This is a genomic window from Microbacterium sp. M3 (assembly GCF_033548675.1).
Classification (GTDB): Bacteria; Actinomycetota; Actinomycetes; order Actinomycetales; family Microbacteriaceae; genus Microbacterium; species Microbacterium arthrosphaerae.
In genome coordinates, this window is sequence record NZ_JAWTZT010000002.1 from 23,279 (window position 1) to 47,093 (window position 23,815).

Below are 23,815 nucleotides of genomic sequence, written 5' to 3' on the forward strand. Positions count from 1 at the left end.
CGCGCCGCGGCGGGTTCTGTCCTCACCGCGCAGTACGCTGGATCGGATGGGGAACACGCGTGCGGAGGCCGCATATCTGCGAGCGCTCGCCGCGTTCAAGACGCCGACCCTCGACCTGCTCCACGGCCGCTACGCGCCGTTCGTCGTCGCCGTGCTCTCCGTCGTCTTCACTCCAGATCGCCCGACCGTCGCCGTCTCGGACGCCCACGCCGAGGTCGCCGAGATCCTCGACGAGCTGCGCGCGGCGGGCTATGAGGGCGACGACCGGCCGCTGCCGACCGGCACGGCGCGGGAGATCTGCCGCTACTGGGTGCGCGTCGGGTGGCTCGCGCCCCAGATCGATGGCGACACCGAGGTCTACCGGCTCACGGCACACGCCGTCGGAGCCCTCGAGATCACCGGCCGCACGGGCGGCGGGCGGACGCGGGTGTCGAATTCGCGCGTGCGGACGCTGCTCGAGGCCGTCGAGCGTCTCGCCGGGAGTGCCGAGACGGATCCTGCCCGGCGGCTCGCGCGGCTCATCGAGGAGCGCGACGCCCTCGACGCCGAGATCGTCCGGCTCGAGCACGGCGATCAGCCGCCCGTCGACGACGAGGAGCTGCTCGAGGAGGCGGAGAACATCCTGCACCTCTCGCGCGAGCTGCCCGCCGACTTCACGCGCGTCGCCGAGTCGATCAAGGCCATGCAGCGCGACGTGGTCGCCGACCTGCGGCGGGACGTCCGGCCCACCGGCGAGGTGCTGCGGGAGTACCTGGAGCGCGGTCAGCACGTGATGCAGTCCACTCCCGAAGGCCGCGCCTTCGCGGGCGCGCTGCGGCTCATCGGCGACCCTGAGCGGATCGACGACCTCACCGAGCAGCTTCACTCGCTGGTCTCGCGCCCCTTCGCGCAGCTCATGGACGCGCAGCAGCGCGACGAGCTGGATGCCATCGGCCGGCGCGTCGAGCTCGGCGTGCAGGAGGTCCTCACTGCGCAGCGGCGCGCATCGCACGTCATCACGGGGCAGGTGCGCACCCACGATCCGATCCGCGACCGTCAGGTCGACGACTTGCTGCGCGACGTCATGTCGGGGCTCCAGGCCTGGACGCAGGGCGCCGCGCGCGACGCGCCCGTCGAGCCGGTGCGCGACCTGCCCGCCGCCGACATCGGGCATCTGCGCCAGTCGGTGAGCGACATCCGTCCTCCCGGCGCGCCCGCGCCGCTGACAGACGCCGACGACGAGGCGGAGTTCATGGATGCCGACACCCGCGCCTGGGGCGGCCCGCGGTACGCCGAGCTCGAGGCGTACGTGCTCGGTCTCGGCGAGCGCTTCGATCTCGGCGCCGCTTTCGAGGGAGCCGGCGACGACACGAGGCGCCCGGTCGACCTGCTGGGGCTCCTCGAGATCGCCCACCGAAACGGCATGAGCGAGGGCGACGACGTGTCGGTCGTCGAGGCCCTCCGACCTGACGGCACGACCCGGCGCTTCGCGTTCGGATCGGTGACCGCCCGCACTGCGAAGGAGTCCGACGATGAGTGACACCGCGACCGTGGACGACGTCGACTCCGGCGAGGCGTTCATCGAGCCCGTCGCGATGGAGGACGACCTCGATGAGCTCTTCCCCGGCGATCGGGGCGCGCTCGACGCCGACGTCCGCCGCGTGCTCGTGCACGTGCTGCAGCGACGCTTCCTGCTCGCCGGTCGAAACCGCGACGAGTGGACGGTCATGCTCGACAACCAGCAGGTGATCGAGTCGCGCCTGAACGACCTGTTCCTGCGGCTCGTCGTCGACCACGACCGGGGTGTGGCATACAAGCAGCAGGTGCGCTCCGACCTGCTGGAGGTGCCGATCCTGCTGCGCGATGCGCCCTACTCGCGGGCCGAGACCCTCGTCCTGGTGCACCTGCGCACGGTCTACCAGCGCGAGTCGGCGGCCGGCGAGCCATCGGCGCGGGTCGACATCGAGGACGTCGAGCAGACGGTGCTCAGCTACTTCGCCGAGGCTGACGGCGACACGGCACGGCGCCAGCGGGCGATCCGCAAGGCGATGGAGCGCCTCGCGCGCGACGGGATCATCGACGAGGAGACGACCGGCCGGTTCCGGATCAGCCCGCTCGTGGAGATCGTGCTGAGCGCCGAGAAGCTCCGCGAGCTGCGCGACTGGCTGCGCGCGCAGTCCGCCCAAGACGGCGCGGACATCGTGGACGAAGACGGCGCGGACGTCGTGGACGAAGACGGCGCGGACGAAGACACGGACACCGACGCCGACACCGACGCCGAGACCGACGCCGACACCGACACCGACACCGACACCGACGCCGACGCCGACGAGGCAGCGAAGGAGACCGCGCCGTGACGATGCTCGACACGCTGTTCGGACTCATCCCGGCAGCCTCCCGCGGCCAGCAGTGGCTGGCCGAAGACCTGCAGCTCGTGAACTGGGGCGGCTACGACGGCGCGCATCGCGTGCGCTTCTCGCCCGCGGCCACCCTGCTCTGCGGCGGCTCGGGGTCGGGCAAGTCCACGCTGATGGACGCCTACATCGCGCTCATGATGCCGCACACGACACCGTTCAACGGCGCGTCGAACGGGGGAGTGACGGGGCGACCCCGCGGCGATGAGCAGCGGAACATCCTGTCGTACGGTCGCGGCAAGATCGACGAGTCGCGCACCGAGGACGGCACGAAGATGAACGTGCTCCGCGGCGACGGCGTCGACACGTGGACCGCCGTCGCGATGACGTGGATCGACCACGACGGCTCCCGGTTCACCGCGGTGCGCGCGTGGTACATCCCGGCGAGCGCGCGCGTGCTCGAAGACACCGTGCGGGTGCGCGCGACCGTCGACGACGCGTTCGACCTCAGCACGCTGGCCGAGGCTGCCGCGCTGAGATTGACGGATGTCGCGGTCAGAGGCCTCGGACTCGAGCCGGTGGGCACCGACCGCGAGTTCTCGGCGCGGCTGCACGCCGTGCTCGGGATCGGCGCGGCCGGTGCGGGGTCGAAGGCGATGAGCCTCCTCGCGCGCATCCAGGCCGGACAGCAGATCACGACCGTGGACGATCTCTACAAGCGGCTCGTGCTCGAGGAGCCGGCGACCATGGCCACGGCCGACGCGGTCGTCGCGCACTTCGACGGCCTGGAGAGCACGCGGACGCGGATGCTGACGGCCCGACAGCAGGTCGGCACGCTCGAGCCCATCCGCGAGCTGCGCACCAAGATCGCCGCGGCGGCCGAGCGCGTGCAGCTCATCGACGAGATCGGCGACTTCTCGGATCGCAGCTCGCTCGCCACCCTCTGGCGGGCCGAGCGCCGGCTCGACCTGCTGCGCGAGGTCGAGACCGAGCTGCAGGGCCGCAAGCAGGCCGCCGACGTGCTGCTGCGCGAGAAGCGCGCGCTCGCCGACGCGGCCGAGGCCGAGCGCGACGGTCTCGTCGATGTGCTCCGGCTGTCGGGTGGCGACCGGCTCGAGACGGCGCAGCGCCAGCTGCGCGACGTGGAGCGACGCCTCACCGCGGCCCAGCAGAACCGCGCGCAGCTCGACGACGCGCTGCGAGGCCTCGGCATCGCGGTCGCGACGCGCGAGGAGTTCACGGGGCTGGTCGATCAGGCACGCGCGGGCCTCGCCGACGCGAATGCCAAGGGCGCGGCGCGTCACGCGTTCGCCGAGGCAGCCGCCGCCGAGAAGGCGATCTCGCGCGAGATCGCCGAGCTGGAGGCGGAGGTGCGCCGGGCCACGGGGCGACGCGACAACATCCCGCGCGCCCTGCACGAGTCGCGCGAGCTGCTCGCCTCGGCGGCCGGCCTCGCCCCCGAGGACCTGCCGTTCGTCGGAGAGCTCGTCGAGGTGCAGACCGAGTTCGAGCCGTGGCGGGAGGCGTTCAACCTCGCTCTGGGCGGCTTCGCGACGACGCTCCTCATCGACACCGCGCACCTCAGTGCCTTCCGCGCCGCCATCGACGGCGTGCGCACGCCGGTGCGCCTCCGGTACGAGGGCGTGCACACCGGGCTCGACGCCGTGGGGGCGCGCGACCCCCGCACTCTGCCGGGCCGGCTCGACTACCAGCGCACGCCCTTCACGGGCTGGCTGCAGGATCGCCTCGACGACCGCTTCGCGTTCGTGTGCGTGGACTCGCCGCGCGACCTGTCGCAGCACCGCATGGCACTGACCATCACCGGCCAGATCTCGCAGGGCGGCCGGGGCGCGCACGGCGGTCACGGGCGCGAGAACGTGCTCGGCTTCTCCAACGAGCGGCAGCTGCAGGCCATCGCCGGCCGGCTCGACGAGGCTCGCTCGCGGCTCGCGCGTGCGGTGGTCGCGACGAACGAGGCTGAGACCGCCCTCGACGCCGTCGACGCGCGCCTCGCCCTGTACGCGAAGATCACCGACCTCACGTGGGAGGAGGTGGACGTCGACGCCGTGACGACCGAGCGCGACCGCTGGCTCGCCGTGCAGGACGAGGTGACGACGTCGAACCCCGAGATCGCGCGCGTGCAGGCGCAGATCGTCGAGGCGAAGGCGAAGGCGGCGGCGCTGCGCGAAGAGATCGCGCGGGCGAGCGTGGACCGCGAGCAGATCGAACTGCGGTGGAGCGCGGTCATCGACGACGTCGACGCCGACCAGGTGATCGTCGACGACGCCGAGGACGCCGGCCGCACGCTCGCGCCCGCCCAGACCGCCTTCCTCGACACGCGCTTCACGCTGGCGCCCGACGTGAAGACCGGCAGTCCGTCTTCCGACCTCGCGCGCTTCACGGCCGCTCTTGCGACGGCTGCCCAGCGTCTCGCCGAAGACCGCCGCTCGGCCGTGGACGCGCACGGCGAATATCGCGAGAGCGTGCGGCGGATCATGGTCGGGTTCCTCGACCGCTGGCCGAACCCGAACCTGCTGCCCGACCCCGACACCGCGATCGGCGACTTCGAGCGGATCCTGGAGGCGCTCGAGACCAGCGGCCTGCACGAGCTCGAGGCCGAGTGGCGCGACAGCCTGCTGAAGCTGTCGGGCAACGACCTCACGAACCTCGACTCCACGCTGAGCCGGTCGATCCGCGAGATCCGCGATCGTATCGAGCCGATCAACCGGATCATGCAGGATCTGCCGTTCTACGACGACGATCACCGCCTGCAGATCGCGACGCGCGAGAACCAGTCCGAGGCCCGTCGTCGCTTCCGCCGCGAGCTGCGCGACGTGCGCGCGCTCATCGACGGCGCCGCGACCGACGACGAGCGGGAGCAGGTGTACCGGCGCATGGCGAAGCTCATCGGCCACCTGCGCCGGTCGGCGCCCGACTTCGCCGACCTCATCGACGTGCGCAACCACGTGCGGGTCAGCGCCGAGCGCGTCGACGCCACCACGAAGCAGCACGTGGCGCTCTACGACCACATCGGCGAGAAGTCCGGCGGCGAGTCGCAGGAGCTGATCGCTTTCATCGTGGGCGCCGCCCTGAGATACCAGCTGGGGGATGCCGGAGCCGAGCGTCCGCGCTACGCGCCGGTGTTCATGGACGAGGCGCTCATCAAGGCCGACGCCCACTTCACGAAGCGCGCGATCGGTGCGTGGCGGGGACTCGGCTTCCAGCTCGTGATCGGCGCCCCGAACGACAAGTACAGCGCGATCGAGCCGCACGTGGACGTCGAGTACGACATCCTCAAAGACACCCGCGGCCGCTCCTGGGCGAAGCTCAAGGTCGGCCTGCCGGCATGATCGCCGCCGGTCCTTGAGCGAGCGAGGAACGAGCGAGACGAAACGCCCCGGGCTGCCGCGCGACGCTGCCGCTTGTGCCGCGCGCTCTCACACCGCCCAGATGTCCTCGATCGGCACCTCGAGGCCGAGCACCCGCTCGGCGGCGCGGTGGCCCGAGAACATCGCGGCGGGCACGGTCGCCGGGTCGTCGGTCCAGGTCGCCTCGCCGGCGAGGTGGAGCACGCCGCCCACGGGTGTCGCGAGGTCGTCGTGGTCGGCGGTCGTCGAGCCGACGGTCATGTAGGCGTACGAGCCGTGCGACCACGGGTCGTCCTGCCAGTCGGTGACGTGCACCGAGGTCGGCTGCTCGACGCGGTCGCCGTACAGACGCCGCAGCTGATCCAGGATCGACGCGACGATCTCGTCCTCGGTCCAATCCCACGTCTCGACCGCGGCGGGCCCAGCGGCGAAGGTCAGCAGCGTCGGCGCCCCGTGGAGCGCGGTCAGGTCGTACCACGAGTGCCACCAGCGGCTCTCGGGGCCCTGCTGCCGGATCGCGTACACGCCCTCGTCCCAGAACTTCGTGGGGAACCGCAGGAACACCTTCTCGAAGGCGTTCATCCGCAGGCGGCTGAGCGCCCCGGCGACCGGCTCGGGCAGCGGCGGCTCTATCACGAACTCGTCCGACTGCAGCACCCCGACCGGCACCGTCACCACGGCGTTGTCGGCCGAGAAGACGCCGTGGTCGGTCGTCACGACGACGCCCTCGGCCGACCACTGCACCGCCGATACGACGTGGATCAAGCGGATGTCGAGCCCTTCGGCCAACCGCCGCGGGAGGCGGTCGTAGCCGTCGGGGAAGACCACCTCGTCGCCGTCGATCGAATCGTCGTCGAGGCCGTGCGCCGCGAGCTCCTCGATCCACGCGCCGTACTGCTCCTCCGACCGGTGCTCCAGGTACTCCCGCACGCGCTGCGTGCGCTCCTCGTCCCACCCCTGGGCGCCGAGCGCCTCCTCGGTGACGTCGCGGTATGACGCATCGGGAGCGGATGCCGCGACCACGTCGATCAGCGCGGCATCGACGGCGTGGATGTCGGCGACGAATGCGCGGGTCGCGGCATCCGTCAATCTCTTCCCATCCGGGCCGTAGTACGCGATCGGGCGGCTGTCGGGCTGGTAGCCGCCGACCGTGAACTCGACCATGGGCATGCCGAACGCCTGGGCCGCAGCGGCGACGGGGGAGTCGGTGACGCCGTGGATCCACGACGCGCCCATGTCGGAGGTGAGCCCGAAGCGGCGGTCTGTCGAGATGCGGCCGCCCACGCGGTCGCGCGCCTCGAACACGACGACATCGCGCCCCGCCTCGACCAGCAGCCGCGCGGCCGACAGGCCCGCGACTCCCGCGCCGACCACGATCGTGTCGAAGTGATCCATGCTGCCCGTCCTCCCAGTGCGTACGCACGCGTCCTCCGACGCTAGCGGCCGCGACTCCCGCGCGCGACACGCGAGTGGTCGGCGCGGGCATCGTCGGAGCGGCCGTGCGAGAGACTGGAGAGGTGGGTTTCACGCGTGCCGAGTTGGAGTCGTTCCACGGCCGCAGCATCCCCGACTTCATGCCTGCGCAACCGCGCCTGATCTTCGTGGGCATCAACCCGGGTCTCTGGACGGCCGCGACCGGCGTTCCGTTCGCGCGGCCCGGCAATCGCTTCTACCCCGCGCTGGTGGCGGCAGGGATCATTCCGCGGATGCCGCGCATCGGCGACGACGGTATGGATCCAGCCGACCGGGCCATGTTCTTCGACGCCGGCATCGGTGTGTCAAGCATCGTGCCCCGCGCCACGGCGCGTGCCGACGAGCTCACACGCGACGAGCTCCGCGAGGGCGCGGCCCGGCTGGCCGACGACGTCGCACGATGGCGGCCCGGTGCGGTGGCGGTGCTGGGGCTGACCGCGTACCGGCAGGGTTTCGATCGGCCGCGTGCGGTCGCTGGGCGCCAAGCCGCGACGCTGGGCGGCGTCGATCTCTGGGTCGCTCCGAACCCGAGCGGACTCAATGCGCACGAGTCGGTGGATTCGCTGGCCGCTGCCTACGCCCAGCCGGCGCGGGCGGCCGGGGTGATCGCGTGACGACGTCGCCGGCGGGCTCCTCGACGCTCGCCGCCGGGCGTGGTGGCATGCGCGGGCGTCGCCTTCTCGCTCTCGGTCTGCTCGCCGCGGTGGTGGTTGCGGGACTGGTGGTCCACGGCGCGCTGCCCGACGTCGCGGCCACCGACATCGCCGGCGACGCGCTCTACGCCGTCGCCGCGTACCTCGCGATCGTGGTGGTCGCACCCCGGCTCGGCCCGCTCGTCGTCGGGGTGATCGCCGCGGCGTGGTGCGTGGGCGTGGAGCTGTTCCAGCTGACCGGACTGCCGCTTGCCTGGGGTGCCGTCTTCACGCCGGCGATGCTGATGTTCGGCACCGTGTTCGACCCGCGCGATCTTGCGGTGTACCTCGTCACCGTCGCGATCGCCGCGGGGGTGGACGCGAGCGTGCGGGCGGTGCGGCGCTCGCGCCGCTGACACCGGCGAGTCACCGGGCCCGCGCCCGGGCGATCACGATCCCGCGCTGCGAGGTCGGGAACCGCTCGAGCATGGCGCGCAGCTCGTCGGCGCCGACGTCGGCTCCGAACGCCTCGCCGCCGGGCTCGAGCATGACGCCGTCCCGCAGGCGTCCGGCCGCCACGGGGTCGAAGCCGAGGTCGTCGACGAGGCGCATGGCCTCGGCGACGTCGCCCGGGTCGTCGCCGGCGACGGCGATGGCCTTGCGGCCCGGTGCGCCGGAGGGCCGCGCCTCGTCGTCGAGGTCGCGATAGCCCATGTGGTTGAACGCCTTCACCACCCTGGCCCCCGGGAAGGAACGCTGCACGATCTCGCTGGTGGAGGTGCGCAGATCCCCGAACTCCGGCTGGAGCCCGTCGACCTCCCACCAGTAGTTCATCGCGTCGATGACGAGCTTGCCGTCCAGCGCGTCGGCGGGCACCGTTCGGTGCTGGGGGAGCGGCAGCGCCAGCAGCACCGCATCGGCCTCGTGTACGACGACGGATGCCGCGGCCGCGACCGCACCCGGAGCCACGGCGTCGATGGTCGCCTCCAGCCGGGCAGGGTCTCCTGACCCGGCGATCAGCACGCGGTAGCCGGCGGCGGTGGCCAGGCGCGCGAGCACACGCCCCACGCGCCCGGCGCCGATGATGCCGAGGACGCGGATCGGCCGTTCGTCCCCGCCGTCCGTCACCGCCCCAGGCTACCCGCGCCGCATACGCGCACCGCCGAGGTTGCGGCATCCGTCCCGGCGGCCGACCATGGGGGGATGGGGGACGCCGTCACGGGCGGGCCGGTGGGGACCGACGCCGCTCCGGATCGCACGAGGCCGCGCCGGCGCGCGACGCTGCTGGTGGCGCTCGCCGCGGTGCTCGTGGCCGTGGCCCTCACCGCGGCGTGGCTGCTGCGTCCGCCGGTGACCGAGGCATCCGCTCCACCGCCGCCCACGCCCAGTGCGACGGCGACGCCGCGGCCGACACCCGTCCCGACCCCGACACCGACACCCACGCCGACGCCGACGAAGGCGGAGTTCGCGCCGAACACGACCGCCTACGACGTGACCGCGCTGCCGCAGGTGAACGTCTTCGCGGTCATTCCGGCACTTCCCGTCGACGACGACCCGTTCACCGCCCCGCTGCCCGAGCGCGCGGTGGCCCGCGGCATGGGGGCGCCGGTGTGGGCGGATCCGGCCGGCGAGCCGGTCGCGTACCTGCCGAGGGAGTTCCCCTACGAGGGAACGGTGGTGCCGGTCGTGGAGCGCCAGGAGCACTGGGTGAAGGTGCTGCTCACCGGTCGGCAGGCCGTGCCGTCGCAGGGGAATCCGGCACAGGTCGCCGGCTGGCTGCGGGTCGCCGACGTCGAGCTCGCGCCGTCGGACGCCCTCGTCGTCGCCAGCATCTCGGCCCGCACGATCGACGTCGTGCGGGGAGGGGTCGCCGAGCGGGTCGCGACCGACTTCGCGTGGGGCACCGAGAAGACCCCGACCCCGCTCGGGCGGACCTTCGTCATGACCACGCGCACCGTGCCCGAGTACGGATACACGCGCGGCCACCCGATCGTCTACTGGGGCGTGCAGTCGCCGACCCTCGACAGCTTCGGGGGAGCGGATGCCGCGGTCGCCGCCTTCCACTATCACGACGCCCGGTCGGGGCCGATATCGAACGGGTGCATCCGGGTCGATCCGGCGGCGATCACGAAGCTCGCCGAGCTGCCCCCGGGAACGCCCGTGATCGTCAACCCGTGACGGACACTGCTGCGCGCGGCGACGCGGCCGCGCGGGGAGCGTCAAGGCAGCGGGGGCCTCAGACGAACGGGCGGGCCACGTCGATGATCCGGCGCAGGCACAGCTCGACGGCCGCGCCGGTCGCGAAGGCGGAGCGGTCGTGGCGTTCGGCGGGCGTGCCGAGGGTGCGCTGATAACCGGCGAGGGCGTCGTTCGCCTCGTCGAGCCGATCCTTCGCCGCGTCGTCGCCGAGCGGCGTCGCGAGGAGGTGGGAGGCGCACCGGATCGCCCGGGACAGCTCGTCGCGCACCTCGGCGGTGAGCGACCCCTCGTCGGTGGCCTGCAGTTCGAGCAGCAGATCGACGAGGTCGCGCGTGAGGAAGGCGGAGCGCTCGAGCGCTTCCATCCGACGCGTGTTCTCCTCGCGCTCGCCCTGGTGGCGGCGCCGCCGGGGATTGGCGCGCGCGCTCTCGTCGGCCTCATCGACGTCGGCCGTCACCGCCGACCGCGTCTGCGCGAGCGTGACGAGCCCCGCCGAGAAGCGTTCGGCGTCGATCCGGTCGTGGGCGACGGCATCCGCGGCATCGTCCAGGACGTCGGTGACGGTGTCGCGCAGCGCCGACAGACGCTCGCTCGCCCGCCGCAGGTACAGCGGCGGCACGACGATCAGGTTGACCGCGATGCCGACGATCACGCCGAAGGCGGTGGTGCCGAGGTACGAGATGGAGAAGCCTTCGGGGTCGCCGCCGGCCGCGAGCAGCACGAACAGCGCCGCGAGCGCGACCCAGTCGCCGCCCGCGCCGAGCAGGCGCCAGCCGCCGAGCAGCACGCCGACGCCGATGACCACCCCGAGCACCACGCCGCCGGGCACTCCCAGCCGCAAAGCCGCGATGCCGCACAGGCTGAGCGCGATGCCCAGGGCGAGGCCCATCAGCACCTGCCCGCCGACACGGGCCGACCGTGCGATGGTGGGGTGCATCGTGACCAGGGCGCCCAGCGGTGCGTAGTACGAGTACTGGTCTTCGGTGAAGGGGATGAGCGGCGCGAGGTACCACGCGAGGACCGCCGCGAGCGATGTCTTGATCGCCAGCAGCAGGCGTGGCTGGTTCGCCAGTCGTGCCGTGTACGACACGGCGCGGCGCAGGTGTCGGGTGCGTTCGGGGATGGTGCCCTCCTCCCAGCGGTCGCGGGCCACGCTAGTCGCCGACGGCCCGAGATGGGCGGACTTGCGCGGTCCGGAGTCCGGTGGTTAGGTCCGGCCCCGGTGGCCGCGCCGCGTGGGATGCTGGAAGGCGGTCGCCTCGGCCGCGTCGAAAGGATCCTCATGCAGCAGCGCGCACTCGGCCGCACCGGACGCTCGGTCTCCGCCATCGGCCTCGGCACCTGGCAGCTCGGCGCCGATTGGGGCGCGGTGTCGGAGGATGACGCCGTCGCGGTGCTCGCGGCATCCGTCGATGCGGAGGTCACGCTCTTCGACACCGCCGACGTGTACGGCGACGGAAGAAGCGAGTCGATCATCGGGCGCTTCCTCGCGGCCCGGCCCGGTCACGGCATCACCGTCGCGACGAAGATGGGCCGACGGCTGGCGCAGGAGCCCGAGAACTACACGCCCGAGAACTTCCGCGCGTGGACCGAGCGGTCACGGACCAACCTCGGCGTCGACACGCTCGACCTGGTGCAGCTGCACTGCCCGCCGACGGCCGTGATCGAGGACGATGCCACGTACGACGCGCTCGATGCGCTCGTCGCCGAGGGGGCCATCGCCGCGTACGGCGTGTCGGTCGAGACGTGCGCGCAGGCGCTCGCCGCCATCGCGCGCCCTCACGTCACCAACGTGCAGATCATCTTCAACCCCTTCCGGCTGAAGCCCCTCGACGAGGTGCTCCCGGCCGCCGAGGCCGCGGGCGTCGCGATCTTCGCGCGCGTGCCGCTCGCGTCGGGGCTGCTGTCGGGAAAGTACACGGCCGAGACCTCGTTCGCCGCCGACGACCACCGCACCTACAACCGCCACGGCGAGGCGTTCGACCGCGGCGAGACGTTCTCGGGCGTGGACTTCGAGGTCGGCCTGCGCGCCGTGGCCGAGCTGGCGGCGGCGCTGCCTGAGGGTGTGCCGCTTCCCGCGGCGACCCTCGCGTGGATCGCGGCGCAGCGGGGCGTGACGAGCGTCATCCCCGGCGCGCGCAACGTCGGTCAGGCCGAGGCGAACGCCCGGGCGGCGGCCCTGCTCGACGAGGGCTTCGACGTCGAGGCGTTCGACAGCGTGGTGCGCGAGGTGTACGACCGCGACCTGCGCAAGGCCATCCACCCGCTCTGGTGACGGGTGCGGGAGCCTGTGCTCCCGGTCGTTGAGCGAGGGAGCGCAGCGACCGAGACGAAACGCCTGGACGGACGAATCCCGCCCGCTGCCTGCGGGAACACCGACGCGTTTCGTCTCGCTTCGCTCGCTCAACGACCGGGAACTCGACTCCCGGTCGTTGAGCGAGGGAGCGCAGCGACCGAGACGAAACGCCTGGACGGGCGAATCCCGCCCGCTGCCTGCGGGAACGCCGACGCGTTTCGTCTCGCTTCGCTCGCTCAACGACCGGGAACTCGACTCCCGGTCGTTGAGCGAGGGAGCGCAGCGACCGAGACGAAACGCCTGGACGGGCGAATCCCGCCCGCTGCCTGCGGGAACGCCGACGCGTGTCGTCTCGCTTCGCTCGCTCAACGACCGGGAACTCGACTCCTGGTCGTTGAGCGAGGGAGCGCAGCGACCGAGACGAAACGCCCCGGCCTCCACACGAAGCTGAATGCGACGAGTTCTCCCCATATGAGCGGAGAGCGTCGGTCGTCGTGCGCGTGTCCGGTAACGATGCAGGGGTGGCATTCCTCTACATCCTCCGCTGCTCGGACGGGAGCTACTACGTCGGCAGCACCGTCGACATGGAGAGGCGACTGGCACAGCACCAGGCGGGTGAGGGCTCGGCCTACACGCGCCGGCGCCTGCCGGTCGAACTCGCGTGGCTGGGCGAGTTCGAGCGCATCGAGGACGCCTTCGCCTGGGAGAAGCGCGTGCAGGGGTGGAGCCGCGCCAAACGCGAGGCATTCATGGCCGGCGGCTTGGATGCCGTTCAGGGGTGGAGCGCCCGAGAACGCCGACGCCGTCGCCGCGACTGACGCGTTTCGTCTCGCTTCGCTCGCTCAACGACCGGTTGCTTGAGTCCCGGTCGTTGAGCGAGGGAGCGCAGCGACCGAGACGAAACGCCCGGGACCCGGCGCATACGCCTGCGGGCACGATGACGCGTTTCGTCTCGCTTCGCTCGCTCAACGACCGGTTGCTGGAGTCCCGGTCGTTGAGCGAGGGAGCGCAGCGACCGAGACGAAACGCCCGGGACCCGGCGCATACGCCTGCGGGAACGATGACGCGTTTCGTCTCGCTTCGCTCGCTCAATGACCGGATGCCTCGGCCCGGCGCGGTGCGCCGGGCCGAGGCATCCGATCCCGCTCTTAAGGCAGCGGGTAGTCGACCACGAACTGCGGGGTGCCGGTGTTGCCGTTGTCGGCCTGGCCGCCCACGCCGTTCACGACGTGCTGCACGGTGCCGGCCGACAGGTTGACCGTCATGATGTGGTGCAGCTGCACGCCGGGGGTCTCGGGCACCTCGAACCCGTTCGCCGTGAGGATCGACGGGTTGTTCTGGTTGAACACGTACACGCCGGCGCCGTCGAGGCGGTGCGTCGCGACGTCGTCGGCGACCTTGTAGCCCGGGTAGCCGAGGGTGCCGTCGGGCTGGGTCCAGTCCGCCTGCGTCGGCGGGTCGTACGGCAGCTCGTTCTGGTAGAGGATCACTCGGCCGTCCTCACCGTTCCAGACGGTGTTGTAGCGCTGGAAGTGCTCGACGAACAGGCCGGTCGCCGTGACGCGGTCGCCGTTGACGATGACGCCGTTGGTGCCGGTGTTGGTGTTCCACCGGTCGGTGTCGCCGTTCACGCCCTCGGTGAAGCCCTCGATGCCGTGGTCGCCGCGCCACACCCAGGTGTGGTCGATGAGCACGTCGTCGGCGTTCACCTCGAGCGCCGTGGTCGTCTTGCCGATGTGCGGTCCGCCGACGCGGAAGTACACGTCGCTCAGCGTGATGGGGTTGTTCGCGTCGAGCTTCTTGCCGCCGTTCGGGCTGCCGACCCGCAGCAGCACCGGCGAGAGCTCGGTGCCGGCGTCGATCGTGACGCCCGCCACCACGATGCCCGCGGCATCCTTCACCTCCAGCGGAACCGCGCCGCCGACGGCCGTGAGCGTCGCGTGGCCGAGGCCGAGCACCACCGTGTCGGCGCGCTTCACCTGGATCGTGCGATCGACGTCGTAGACGCCGGGGGTGAGGATCAGGTGCTGACCGCGCGCGAGCGCGTTGTTGATGTCTTTCACCGAGTCGTCGGGGGTCGCGATGAAGAAGTCCTCGATGGGGATGCTGCGACCCGCGGTCTCGCCGTCGGCCCAGCTGACGCCGCGCGAGTCGTGCTGCGCGGCGGGCACGCGGACGCTGTAGCGGCCGTCGTCGTCGACGGAGAGGTACGGCTTCTCACGGCTGACCGGCGTCTGGTCGATCGTCGTGTACGGCGGGTTCGGGAAGGCGGAGTCGTCGGGAGCGCCGATGACGCCGGAGAAGACCTGGTTCCACACCGCATTGGACCAGCTGGCGACCTCGCTGTTGCGGATCAGCCACTGCTGCTGCGACCCGTTCGTGACGGACGGCAGCCGCGAGTCGGCGATGAATCCGCCGCTGGCGTACTGCGGGCCGGCGGTGCAGTAGTCCATGAGCGAGAGGCCGCCGCCCGAGACGTCGAGGCGCCGCATCGACACCGCCTGCGACACCGCCCAGAACTCGGCGCTCTGGCGGCAGCCGTCCTGGCCGGCCTTGTCGATGTCGAGGGAGAGGTTGCCGATCGTGCGCCAGAAGTTCACGAGCGCGAGGCAGTTGGCCGTGCCGCCGTCGGCGAGACAGCGGTTGTAGACCTCGACGGCACCGTGCACCGTGACGTCTTCGGGCGATGCGCCGAGGCCGGCGATCTCGGTGTAGTAGCCGACCTTGACCTGGAGGGGGTCGGCGGCGCTGCCGTACTGGCCGGGCAGGAAGTAGACGGCGCGGCGCTCGGAGCTCATCTCGGCGTCGACCTGCTGGGCGTGCAGCGCGTCGAGCTCGGACTGGATCTGGGCGACCGGGGTATCGGGGGAGTAGATCGTGACGTTCGGCCCGAAGTCGGGATCGAACGGGTCGACGGCCCTCGGCGGTGCGGCGGTGGCCGACGAGGCGATCAGCGCGCTCGCGATGAGCGCGGCTCCGGTCGCGACGGCGGCGACCTGCGCCAGGCGGCGAGTTCGCGCGCGGGACGTATGGCGGTTGTCGGCGTGGGGAACGGGGGCGGGCATGCGAAGTCCTCTCCGTTGAGGGATGCGGCGGGACTGCCGTTACTTACCGGACTGTAACCAAACGTGGGAGCGGTCTCAACCCCCATTTCCGAGGAAGTCGAGGCGCATGACCAGCCGGCGCTTGGTGGGATGCGTGACCTCCTGGAATCCCGCCGCGAGGAAGGGCCCGACCGCCCCAACGCTCATCTCGTCCCAGATCACCTTCTTGCCGTCGGTGAGCATCGGATAGCCCTCGACCGCCGACGCGCCCCGGGAGCGGGCGTGCTCGGCGGCCGCCGCGACGAGCGGATAGGTCAGCCCGGCGCCGCGGTGTCCCTTGCGCACGACCATGCACGCGATGGCCCACACGCTGTCGTCGTCGGGGTCTTCGTCGCGGCCCTGCCACGGCACCGGCGAGCCGCGCAGCCGCCCGTAGACGCTCCGCCGATCGACGGCGCACCATGCCACCGGCTCGTCGTGCTGGTAGGCGACGATGCCGATCGTCTCGGTCGCGCGAGGGTCGCCGCAGTGCGTCTCTGCCTGCAGGATCGCGGCTCGCTCGGCCTCGGGCATGTACCACCAGTCGTGATCGCCGAGTCGCTGCCGCTGGCACTGGCAGCGGCCCGCGGCGCCCGTGAGGATCGCCTGCAGGTCGTCCCACGGCGCCTCGTTGGCGGGCGCGAAGCGCAGTCCGTCCATGTCGGCAGGGTAACGCCGACGCCCGACACGCCGGGAGTATGGTGTGGCTTGTGCCCCTCGCCTCGCACATCGCCGTGGTCATTCCGTGCCGCGACGACGCCCCCTACCTCGACGCCTGCCTCGCCGCGCTGGCGGCGCAGACGCGTCCGGCCGATCGCGTGATCGTCGTCGACAACGCCAGCACGGATGCCTCCGCCGCCGTCGCCGCGCGGCACGCCGCGGTTGTGCTGCACGAGCCGACGATCGGCATCTGGCCGGCCGTGGCGCGCGGGTACGACGAAGCGGTCGCGGACGCCGACATCATCGCGCGGCTCGACGCCGATTCGCGCCCGCATCCGGACTGGATCGCGCGGATCGAGCGGGCCTTCGCCTCGGACCCGTCGCTCGGCGTGCTCACCGGCGGCGCCGAGTTCTACGGCGGCACGCCGCTGCAGAACTACCTCGGCGAGCGCTGGTACATCGGCGGCGGCCACTACTGGATCCGCAGGTGGCTCGGCATCCCGCTCGTCTTCGGCTCGAACTTCGCCATGCGCGCGCGGGTGTGGGAGCGGGTGCGCGACCAGGTCGATCGCGGCAACGCCGGCATCCACGACGACCTCGACCTCACGATCCGGCTGCGTGCGGCCGACGGTGTGCGCTACGACCCGCAGCTGCGCATGCCGGTCTCGGCGCGCCCGGTCCAGACGCTGTCGGGTCTGTCGAGGCGCGTGTTCAAGGTCGTGTCGACGTTCGCCGCGAGCTGGCCCGAGGGCGCGGCCTGGCGTCGCTCCGAGAGTGCGGGGTGGCGTCGCTCCGAGGGTGCGGGCTGGCGGCGCTCCGAGCAGGCGGGGACGGATGCCGCCACCGGCGCGGAGTGGATCCGCGAGAGCGACGACTGGGCGCCGGAGTACGGGCGCTGACGTCTCCTCGCCGACGTGCCGGCGATGAGGGACCCGGGGTCAGGGGTTCAGCACCCGCATGACGAGGATCAGGTAGACGGTGAGCGCGAGGACGTTCAGCACGACGGTGGTCCAGAAGGCGCGCCGGAAGGAGCGCTTGCGCGTCTTGTGGCGGAAGGCCTGCTGCGCGACGAGGGCTCCGGGCCATCCTCCGACGAGGCCGAGCACCAGGAGCGTGCGCTCCGGTACGCGGGGTGCGCCGCGACGCGCCGCGGACTTGTCGAATGCGTACGCCGCGAACGCGACGACGCTCGCGGCGCCGTAGAGCGCCGGCACCCACCACGCGAGGTCGAGCACGACGTACGCGATCGCCAGGGCTGCCGCGAAGACCCCCAGCACCGTCCAGCTGAGGGCGGCGGGCAACGGGCGGGAGAGGTCGCGCCCGGGCCGCGCGGGCGCCGGAACGGTGGTGCGCGGACGCGGGTTGGGCATGGGCTCGATCCTAGAGGCGGTGCCACCCGGCGTACGGTGTCAGCATGCATGAGCTCACCGAAGAGGCGCTGGTGGCGGCATCCGTCGATGAGGTCTGGCGGGACTTCACGGTCGCGAGCCGCCTCACGGACTGGTTCTGGCCGCCGAGGTTCGAGGCGACGGCGCTCGTCGAGCTGCGGAACGTCGGGCGCTGGGAGGTGCGCTCAGAGGCCGCCGATCTGGCCGTCGAGGGCACGGTGCTCGCGTTCGAGGCGCCGCGCAGCCTGCGGCTGGCGTGGCGCTGGGCGGGCGAGGAGCATTCGACCGACGCCGAGATCTCGCTGGAACCCGCCGCGGATGCCGCGACGCGCGTCATCGTGCGGCATTCCGGGTTCGCCACCCAGGAGGAGCGCGATCAGCATGTCGACGGATGGGTGAGCTGCCTCCAACGGCTGATCGACCGGTACGGCGGTGCGCCGGGCGAGCATCTGTGACCACTTCCGGCGGCGGGATGTCGTCGGCCCGCGGTAGCGTCGGGTTGTGATCATCGAGTTCGACGGCGAGGTGTTCCGGTGGGACGCGCGAGAGGACTCGTCGTGGTTCTTCACCTCGGTTCCGCCCGAGCTGAGCGAGGAGATCCGCGAGATCCCGCGGCCGTACCGTGGGTTCGGCTCGGTGCGCGTGCGGGCGCGCGTCGGTGGCAGCGAATGGACGACGTCGATCTTCCCGTCGTCGGGCTCGGGCTCGTACGTGCTGCCGCTGAAGAAGGCGGTGCGCACTGCCGAGGATCTCATCGACGGCGGCCCGGTGACGGTGCGCCTCGAGGTGCTGGACGGCTGACTCGCTCTCTCGCGTTGCTTCGCTGAATCATGGCGACGGGGCGCGGCTGTTCTCATGCGCGCCGCCCTGCTGCTCCGGTATGTTGGCGCTCGAATCGTTCTGCTGGGGAGCATGATGACGGACCGGTCTCAGGGGGGACCACCGCCGGGCTGGTACGCCGATGCGTCGGGTGCGGGCCGCGAGCGGTGGTGGGATGGCGCGGCGTGGACCGATCGGTCGCGTCCGGCGATGACGGATGCCGCAGGCGCAGCGCTGCCGGCGACAACCCGTCGGAGGGCCGCCGAGGCGACCAGTGGTGCGGAGGTGTCTGGCGCACCGATCGGCCCGGTGGATTCGACGTCGGTGCGCTCACGGCGCGCGAAGTCGACGCCGGTCGGCTCGGCATTGCCGGCTCCGACGCAGCCGGTCGGGTCGACGCCGGCGGACGACCCGACCGCGGCGGATTCGACGCCGGCGGGCCCACCGCACGCTGATTCGGCGCCCGCGGCGCACGCGTGGCCCGCACCGTCGTCGCTCGCTGACTCGGCGCCGGCGCACGTGTGGCCGGCGCCCTCGTCACTCGCCGAGGCGCCGTCGCAGAAGGCGGACCCCGACGACGTGCGCGCTGGTGCGTCCGATCCGCCGAAGCCCACCGATGTGGGGGAGGTGGCGGCATCCGTCTCGTCCGCGCCGCAGGAGACGCCGACGCCCGCGCCACCGATCGAGCCTCAGGCTGCTCCGCCGTCGAACACCCGACGGACGGCGCGGGCGGCGGGGACGGCGCAGAGCGCTCCCGCTCAGATCTCGCCGCGCCGGCCGGCGCCGCTGGATGACCGTCCGCCGGCGCCGATCGTGTACCAGCCCGTGTCGAGCTCGTACGTGGGGGAGATGCGTCCGCCGTTGCGCGAAGCGGCGGCGCGCAACGTGCCGGCCCGCGCCGCGGTCGTGCTGCTCGTGCTCGCCCTCATCGGCGGGGTGGCGGTCGTCGGGTGGCTGGCCGCCTGGGACCGGACGATCGCCGGACTCGTCAGCCTCGTCAGCGTCGCGTTCGCGGCCGGTGCGTTCTTCCTGGCGATCGCGGGGCTGATCGTCGCCCGGCAGCGGTCGACCAGCCGCACGTTGTCGGCGATCGCGCTCGTGGCGTCGCTTGCGCTCGCGGTCTGGCTGGGGTTCGTGGCGACGGAGCAGGCGCTCGCGATCCTCGCCTGACGCGGTCTCCGATGCCTCACCCGGACCGTGCCGGAGGAGGCCCTTCCCGTCAGGATGAGGTGGTGCGTACGCTCGCGATATGGACCTCGTCATCGTGCTGATGATCACGTTGGCCGTCGCGGCCGCGGTGCTCGTGTGGGCGGCCGTGCATTGGTTCCGCACGAGGCCCACGGCGCGCAACGACCTGGTGCGCGCCGGTGATCCGGGGGCCGACGTGTCGTCGTATCGAGCCTCGCGTCGTGCCGAGGGCGAGGCGGCCTGGACGCGCATCAGCGGAGGTATCTGACCGCTGGCCGCGGGTCAGCGGGGGGCCCATGTGGTTCGTCAAGCCGAGTTCGGAGGTGGGACTCCGCCGTAAGGGGGATCTGCTGACGGGCATTGCCCTCGTACTGTCGTCAATGTGGACATTGCATCGATGATCATGGGCGCGTCCATCGCGTCAGTTGCGTGGATCGCGTTTTATCCGTGGTCGAAACTCGAGCGGCTGAAGCAGCTTGAGGACGGCGAGCAGGGAGTCGCGCCGCGATAGCTTGCGTCCCTGGCTGGTCGAGGGCGCCGTCGCGGAGCATGGTGTAGAGGACGTCGGAGCGGCGTCGGGCGAGGGCGAGGAGCGGCGTCGGGCGAGGGCGAGGAGCGCCTGGTTATGGCGTTTGCTCTGGCTGGCGGGGATATCCGCGGCTCTGAACTCCACGGGACGGCCGACCGTCCCCGCCATTACCAGGGCGGCGGATCCGTGGGCACGGTGAGCGCGGTGGGGCTGATCCACCAGGTGGCGCCGGTCTGTTCATCGCGATAGAGCTGCCAGGTGCTCTTGGATTTCAGCGTGTGATGGCCTTCGCAGAGCGGAGCGAGGTTCGTGTCGGCGGTGGTTCCGCCGTACTGCCAGTCGAGGCGATGATCGAGGTCGCAATCGCGGGCCAATCGCGTGCAGCCGGGCCCGATGCAGACCGGATCACGCACGCCGAGCCACCTTCGCAGCGCGTTCGGCACGCGGTAGACCGTGCGATCGACGTCGAGGACGGTGCCGCTGACCGGGTGGGTGAGAATGCGCACCCAGCTGGATGCCTCACCCGCGAGCCGGCGGGCCGTCTCGATGTCGATCGGGCCGTACCCGTCGAGGGTCGGGGGCTCGTCGTCGAGTCCGAGAAGCGTCATGACCGGCACCGTGATCGCGACGGAAGGGCGAGCGCGTCGTCGACCGGAGCCGGAGCCGGAGCCTGAATCCGACGCAGAGTCGGGGTCGGAGTCGAAGCCGCACTCCGAGTCGGGAAGCGTCGTCAGCAGGTCGAGGAGAACGTCGGTGCGGAGCTGCGCGAGCGTGCGCTCCTCGCCGGGCTCGGCGCGGAGGCGGCGGGCGCGGGCGTCGGAATACTGGTAGGCGGCCGCCACGCGATCGGCCGTCCCGAAGACGGTGAGTGTGGCCATGCCGTCGTGCTCCGGCTGGAACCACGCATTGCGGTCGTCGGCGGCCCGCTTGTGGCGCACATCGAGAGGCTCGGGATGCAGTCGCTCGCGGGCGGTGCGAGCGCGCAGGCGGAACTTGCCGGGCTGCACGGTCTGCGCCGCCGTGTGGACGGCCTCGTCGAATCGTTCCCACGCCTCCGTCGCGTCACCGGGGAGTGAGGCGGCCTGCTGAGCCACCGTCACCGCGTTCTGCACCGGCACGCGCCCGGAGCGGAAGGCCGCCCACACCCGCGGGCACCGCTCGCGGAGGGTGTCGGCGTGCGCGGCGCGGGTGCGCACCGTCGCCTCCGACATGCCGAGCCGGACAGACAGCTCGAGCGCGGCCGCGCGCACCGCGATGTTCCGCCGCTCCGCTCGCACAGCACCGGCAGTGCGCCCCTGCGGGTCGCGCCACTCCGGATCGCGGGTGGGATCCGGGCCGACCCACGGGTCGGGGCACGCGGCGGCATCTCGCAGGACGTTCGCAATACCGGCGTACTCGTCGGCGGCGAGCTCGCGGGCGCGCACCGCGATGCCCTCGAGGTCGTCGACCGCGGCAGCGTACGCCGCTCCGCTCGACTCCATCTCCTCCCACGGCGTGGTGGGAGCAACCTCGCCCGGATCGAGCACCGCCCAGGGGTCGAGAAAGCGCGCGGGATCGCGATCGTCCGGCAGTAGCCGGTCGCCGAGATCCGTTGTTATGCTCACATGTCCAGAGTAGAAGTGGCCTCCGACATTCGAATCTCTGCATCATCCGTCGGCTCGGGTGCCGCGACTCGCGAGCCACTTCGCAAAGCCGTCCTCATCGTCGGTGGAGTTCAACTCCGGATCCTTCGCGGCGAACTCGAAGAGCGCGGCATCCGTCATCGCTGTCGTCAGGCGCGCGACGACCGTCGCGTCGCGGAACATCCGGCCGTCCCACCGCACGAGATAGCAGGCGAGGGAATATGCGAGCACCGGATGGACTCCGATGGACTCGCTGCGCATGAAGCCGGCGGCCTCCACCCGCTTCCCGAGCGCGACGTCCAGCGCGGCGATGTCGAGCTGCGCGCGCTCACGGGCGATGCGGCCGCCGGCGTCCGCCGGGGGCCCGGCGTGAACCCAGACGTGGAGGGCGTCGCGTGTCGGCCCGATGAGCCGCTCCCGGGTGCCATTCCCATCGGACGCGGTAACGGCGGCGTAGTTGCGAGTGACGGCCCCGAGCGTGAGCAGCGTCGAGGAGTATGCGACGTCCCGCGCGGAGCCGCGACGGAGCTCGCTCGCGCGATGGTCGAGACGCGCGCGCAGCCGCGACATGAAGGCGAGGAGTTCCTCGGGCTCGACCTGGTCCCGGCTCTGCGCCCAGTCCAGCGTCCACTGCGCGTGCCGGTTGTAGGGATCGAGCTGCGTCGCCAACTCGAGCACCTTCGCGGCCTCGGCCTTGCGGCCGTCCTTGAGATACCACGTCGTGGCCATGCTGTGCAGTGCGATCGAGGTGGGGTCGGTGGCTCCCACGAGCGCAGTGCCGAAGTCGCGCACCTCGACCCCGGCGATCTCCGACACGATGAGCGCGGCGATCGTGGTGGCGAGCAGGTCGCGGGAACGCGGCAGCGCGGGCGCCGCCGGAGCGGCCGGCGGCTGCGGCTTTCCCATCGTCAGCTTCGCGAGCGCCGTCGCGACGGCCGCAGCCGTCGTGGCCGCGGCATCCTTCTGCGGAGCCTTGAGCAGAGGCGCGACGAACGCGAGCTTGTCGTACGGCGCTCCGGCCAGCGAGACCCGCACTTCGCGCGAGGTGCGTCCGTTGCGCGCGATCTCGACGGTCGCGTCAGCGGCGTCGATCTGCGTGACCGTGATGCGCCACGGCGTGACGCCGAGCACGAAGAGCACGACGCTGCGAAGGCCCTCGACGATCGGCGACTTCGACAGCGACCCGAGCGACTTCGCCAGCTCGGCGAGGTCGACGCCTGACGGCAGCTCCATCCAGCGGGCGGGTTCTGCCAGCGACTGCAGCGCTGTCACCACGTCGGCGCGGGCGAGGTTCGCGTCCTTCTGATCGAGGCCGGCGCCCGTCACCGCGAGTTCGAGTTTCAGGCCCGACGCCATGCGCTGCGCGAGCGCGAAAGCGCCGACGATCCCGACGGCGATCAGGATGCCGAGCAGAACCATGTTCGGCGCGAGCCTCTCCTGATCCATCTGTATGCCCGCGACGCAGAGGAGCAGCGGCGCGACGACGACGAGCGTCCACCCGATGATCGACAGCACCGTCCGATCGGCGCGCGACGATGTGCGCTTGCGCACGAACGGCAGCTCGACGAGAAGCCGGGCGAGCACGAGGAATCCGAGCACGCCCGCCACGAAGAACGCGGTGGCGCCGGTGAGCGGTTCGATCGCCTCCTTGTAGAACGCGTCCCAGCTCTTGCCCGCCGTGGCCGTCGCGTACGACGGGGTGGGCGCAGGACTAGGAGTGCCGGTGGCCGTGGGCGCCGCAGACGGCGTGACCGTCGTCGCAGGCGGGGCTGCGGCATCCGGAATCGCATTCGTCGCCGCGATCCACCACGCCGCGAACAGCCCTGCGAGGCCCACGATCGCCAGCACCCACGTGCCCACCTGCACCGCCGGCGGTCGCCCACCGTCGCGCGGATACCCGTCATCAGCCATGTCAGCCCCCATGCCCGACCGATGCTTCCCGATTCCCGGTGGCTACATCGTGGAACCGCGCGCGACCGCCGTCAAGCCCTGTTCACGCAGGGATTCTGATGACGGATGCCGCCGGCACAGCCGCGCCTGCCCCTGAGGGTTTCCTGAGGCAACGTTCGGCGCCGTTTCGTTGACACGGGTGGCACGCGGTGGCACCTTCTTACGTGGGAGGGGATCCACGCATGCCGTGAGTCTCACCCAGCTCCGACAGGATCTGGGACTTTTTGTTATTGGGGAAGCAGAGACCGGCGTTTGTGGCGCCGGTCTGTCGGAGT

Annotated in this window: 21 protein-coding genes and 1 pseudogene; 14 read left to right on the forward strand and 8 right to left on the reverse strand. The window is 71.7% G+C overall.

Annotated elements, in window-relative coordinates; genetic code table 11:
• Nucleotides 1-46: 46 nt before the first annotated feature.
• Genes R8Z57_RS05390 through R8Z57_RS05400 form a run of 3 tightly spaced genes read left to right on the forward strand, consistent with a single transcriptional unit; the run spans nt 47 to nt 5,683 of the window.
• A complete protein-coding gene (locus R8Z57_RS05390) occupies nt 47-1,519 on the forward strand; it encodes a DUF3375 domain-containing protein (RefSeq protein ID WP_318352758.1) in 1,473 nt (490 codons plus the stop codon).
• A complete protein-coding gene (locus R8Z57_RS05395; protein ID WP_318352759.1) occupies nt 1,512-2,336 on the forward strand; it encodes a DUF4194 domain-containing protein in 825 nt (274 codons plus the stop codon). The genes R8Z57_RS05390 and R8Z57_RS05395 overlap by 8 nt, the downstream gene beginning before the upstream one ends.
• On the forward strand, nt 2,333-5,683 hold the full coding sequence (locus R8Z57_RS05400; RefSeq protein ID WP_318352760.1) for an ATP-binding protein: 3,351 nt from the start codon (nt 2,333-2,335) through the stop codon (nt 5,681-5,683). The genes R8Z57_RS05395 and R8Z57_RS05400 overlap by 4 nt, the downstream gene beginning before the upstream one ends.
• A gap of 87 nt (nt 5,684-5,770) precedes the next feature.
• Here the strand turns inward: R8Z57_RS05400 and R8Z57_RS05405 are convergent, their stop codons facing one another.
• The gene (locus R8Z57_RS05405; protein ID WP_318352761.1) at nt 5,771-7,096 is read right to left on the reverse strand and encodes an NAD(P)/FAD-dependent oxidoreductase; all 1,326 of its coding nucleotides are present in this window, start codon (nt 7,094-7,096) and stop codon (nt 5,771-5,773) included.
• Between the two features lie 122 nt (nt 7,097-7,218).
• On the opposite strand from R8Z57_RS05405, the gene R8Z57_RS05410 reads away from it, so the two are divergent.
• Entirely contained in the window at nt 7,219-7,788 is a 570-nt protein-coding gene (locus tag R8Z57_RS05410; protein WP_318353555.1) for a mismatch-specific DNA-glycosylase, read from the forward strand.
• Nucleotides 7,785-8,222 carry a DUF2809 domain-containing protein gene (locus R8Z57_RS05415; protein ID WP_318352762.1) on the forward strand — a complete coding sequence of 146 codons (438 nt, stop codon included), beginning with the start codon at nt 7,785-7,787 and terminating at the stop codon, nt 8,220-8,222. Before R8Z57_RS05410 ends, R8Z57_RS05415 begins: the two co-directional genes overlap by 4 nt.
• A gap of 10 nt (nt 8,223-8,232) precedes the next feature.
• Here the strand turns inward: R8Z57_RS05415 and R8Z57_RS05420 are convergent, their stop codons facing one another.
• The gene (locus R8Z57_RS05420; protein ID WP_318352763.1) at nt 8,233-8,934 is read right to left on the reverse strand and encodes an NADPH-dependent F420 reductase; all 702 of its coding nucleotides are present in this window, start codon (nt 8,932-8,934) and stop codon (nt 8,233-8,235) included.
• A 75-nt stretch (nt 8,935-9,009) separates the two neighbouring features.
• On the opposite strand from R8Z57_RS05420, the gene R8Z57_RS05425 reads away from it, so the two are divergent.
• Nucleotides 9,010-9,984 (forward strand): L,D-transpeptidase, encoded by a 975-nt coding sequence (locus R8Z57_RS05425; RefSeq protein WP_318352764.1) that lies wholly within the window; start codon nt 9,010-9,012, stop codon nt 9,982-9,984.
• Nucleotides 9,985-10,042: 58 nt separating this feature from the next.
• Here the strand turns inward: R8Z57_RS05425 and R8Z57_RS05430 are convergent, their stop codons facing one another.
• On the reverse strand, nt 10,043-11,158 hold the full coding sequence (locus R8Z57_RS05430) for an FUSC family protein (protein ID WP_318352765.1): 1,116 nt from the start codon (nt 11,156-11,158) through the stop codon (nt 10,043-10,045).
• Nucleotides 11,159-11,287: 129 nt separating this feature from the next.
• Between R8Z57_RS05430 and R8Z57_RS05435 the strand changes: the two genes are divergently transcribed.
• Nucleotides 11,288-12,280: an aldo/keto reductase gene (locus R8Z57_RS05435; protein WP_318352766.1), complete on the forward strand. Its 993-nt coding sequence runs from the start codon at nt 11,288-11,290 to the stop codon at nt 12,278-12,280.
• Nucleotides 12,281-12,822: 542 nt separating this feature from the next.
• On the forward strand, nt 12,823-13,119 hold the full coding sequence (locus R8Z57_RS05440) for a GIY-YIG nuclease family protein (RefSeq protein WP_318352767.1): 297 nt from the start codon (nt 12,823-12,825) through the stop codon (nt 13,117-13,119).
• Between the two features lie 330 nt (nt 13,120-13,449).
• Here R8Z57_RS05440 and R8Z57_RS05445 read toward each other — a convergent pair whose 3' ends face one another.
• Nucleotides 13,450-15,366 (reverse strand): adenylyl cyclase, encoded by a 1,917-nt coding sequence (locus tag R8Z57_RS05445; protein WP_318352768.1) that lies wholly within the window; start codon nt 15,364-15,366, stop codon nt 13,450-13,452.
• Nucleotides 15,367-15,441: 75 nt separating this feature from the next.
• On the reverse strand, nt 15,442-16,044 hold the full coding sequence (locus tag R8Z57_RS05450; RefSeq protein ID WP_318352769.1) for a GNAT family N-acetyltransferase: 603 nt from the start codon (nt 16,042-16,044) through the stop codon (nt 15,442-15,444).
• Nucleotides 16,045-16,094: 50 nt separating this feature from the next.
• Here R8Z57_RS05450 and R8Z57_RS05455 point away from each other — a divergent pair, with 50 nt between their 5' ends.
• Entirely contained in the window at nt 16,095-16,943 is an 849-nt protein-coding gene (locus R8Z57_RS05455; protein WP_318352770.1) for a glycosyltransferase family 2 protein, read from the forward strand.
• A gap of 39 nt (nt 16,944-16,982) precedes the next feature.
• Here R8Z57_RS05455 and R8Z57_RS05460 read toward each other — a convergent pair whose 3' ends face one another.
• Nucleotides 16,983-17,414: a DUF1294 domain-containing protein gene (locus tag R8Z57_RS05460; protein WP_318352771.1), complete on the reverse strand. Its 432-nt coding sequence runs from the start codon at nt 17,412-17,414 to the stop codon at nt 16,983-16,985.
• Between the two features lie 44 nt (nt 17,415-17,458).
• On the opposite strand from R8Z57_RS05460, the gene R8Z57_RS05465 reads away from it, so the two are divergent.
• The 5 genes and pseudogenes from R8Z57_RS05465 to R8Z57_RS05485 all read left to right on the forward strand — a co-directional run bounded on the left by R8Z57_RS05465 (nt 17,459) and on the right by R8Z57_RS05485 (nt 19,707).
• Entirely contained in the window at nt 17,459-17,887 is a 429-nt protein-coding gene (locus tag R8Z57_RS05465; protein ID WP_318352772.1) for an SRPBCC domain-containing protein, read from the forward strand.
• A 46-nt stretch (nt 17,888-17,933) separates the two neighbouring features.
• Nucleotides 17,934-18,233: a DUF1905 domain-containing protein gene (locus R8Z57_RS05470; protein ID WP_318352773.1), complete on the forward strand. Its 300-nt coding sequence runs from the start codon at nt 17,934-17,936 to the stop codon at nt 18,231-18,233.
• A 114-nt stretch (nt 18,234-18,347) separates the two neighbouring features.
• A pseudogene (locus R8Z57_RS05475) lies at nt 18,348-18,464 on the forward strand (DUF2510 domain-containing protein); the annotation flags it as partial.
• 72 nt (nt 18,465-18,536) lie between these two features.
• Nucleotides 18,537-19,421 carry a hypothetical protein gene (locus R8Z57_RS05480; protein ID WP_318353585.1) on the forward strand — a complete coding sequence of 295 codons (885 nt, stop codon included), beginning with the start codon at nt 18,537-18,539 and terminating at the stop codon, nt 19,419-19,421.
• 79 nt (nt 19,422-19,500) lie between these two features.
• Entirely contained in the window at nt 19,501-19,707 is a 207-nt protein-coding gene (locus tag R8Z57_RS05485) for a hypothetical protein (RefSeq protein ID WP_318352774.1), read from the forward strand.
• Nucleotides 19,708-20,135: 428 nt separating this feature from the next.
• Here R8Z57_RS05485 and R8Z57_RS05490 read toward each other — a convergent pair whose 3' ends face one another.
• Together R8Z57_RS05490 and R8Z57_RS05495 are read right to left on the reverse strand one after the other, a co-directional pair.
• The gene (locus tag R8Z57_RS05490) at nt 20,136-21,572 is read right to left on the reverse strand and encodes an HNH endonuclease signature motif containing protein (protein ID WP_318352775.1); all 1,437 of its coding nucleotides are present in this window, start codon (nt 21,570-21,572) and stop codon (nt 20,136-20,138) included.
• A 42-nt stretch (nt 21,573-21,614) separates the two neighbouring features.
• Nucleotides 21,615-23,501: a hypothetical protein gene (locus R8Z57_RS05495; protein ID WP_318352776.1), complete on the reverse strand. Its 1,887-nt coding sequence runs from the start codon at nt 23,499-23,501 to the stop codon at nt 21,615-21,617.
• Between the last annotated feature and the right edge of the window lie 314 nt (nt 23,502-23,815).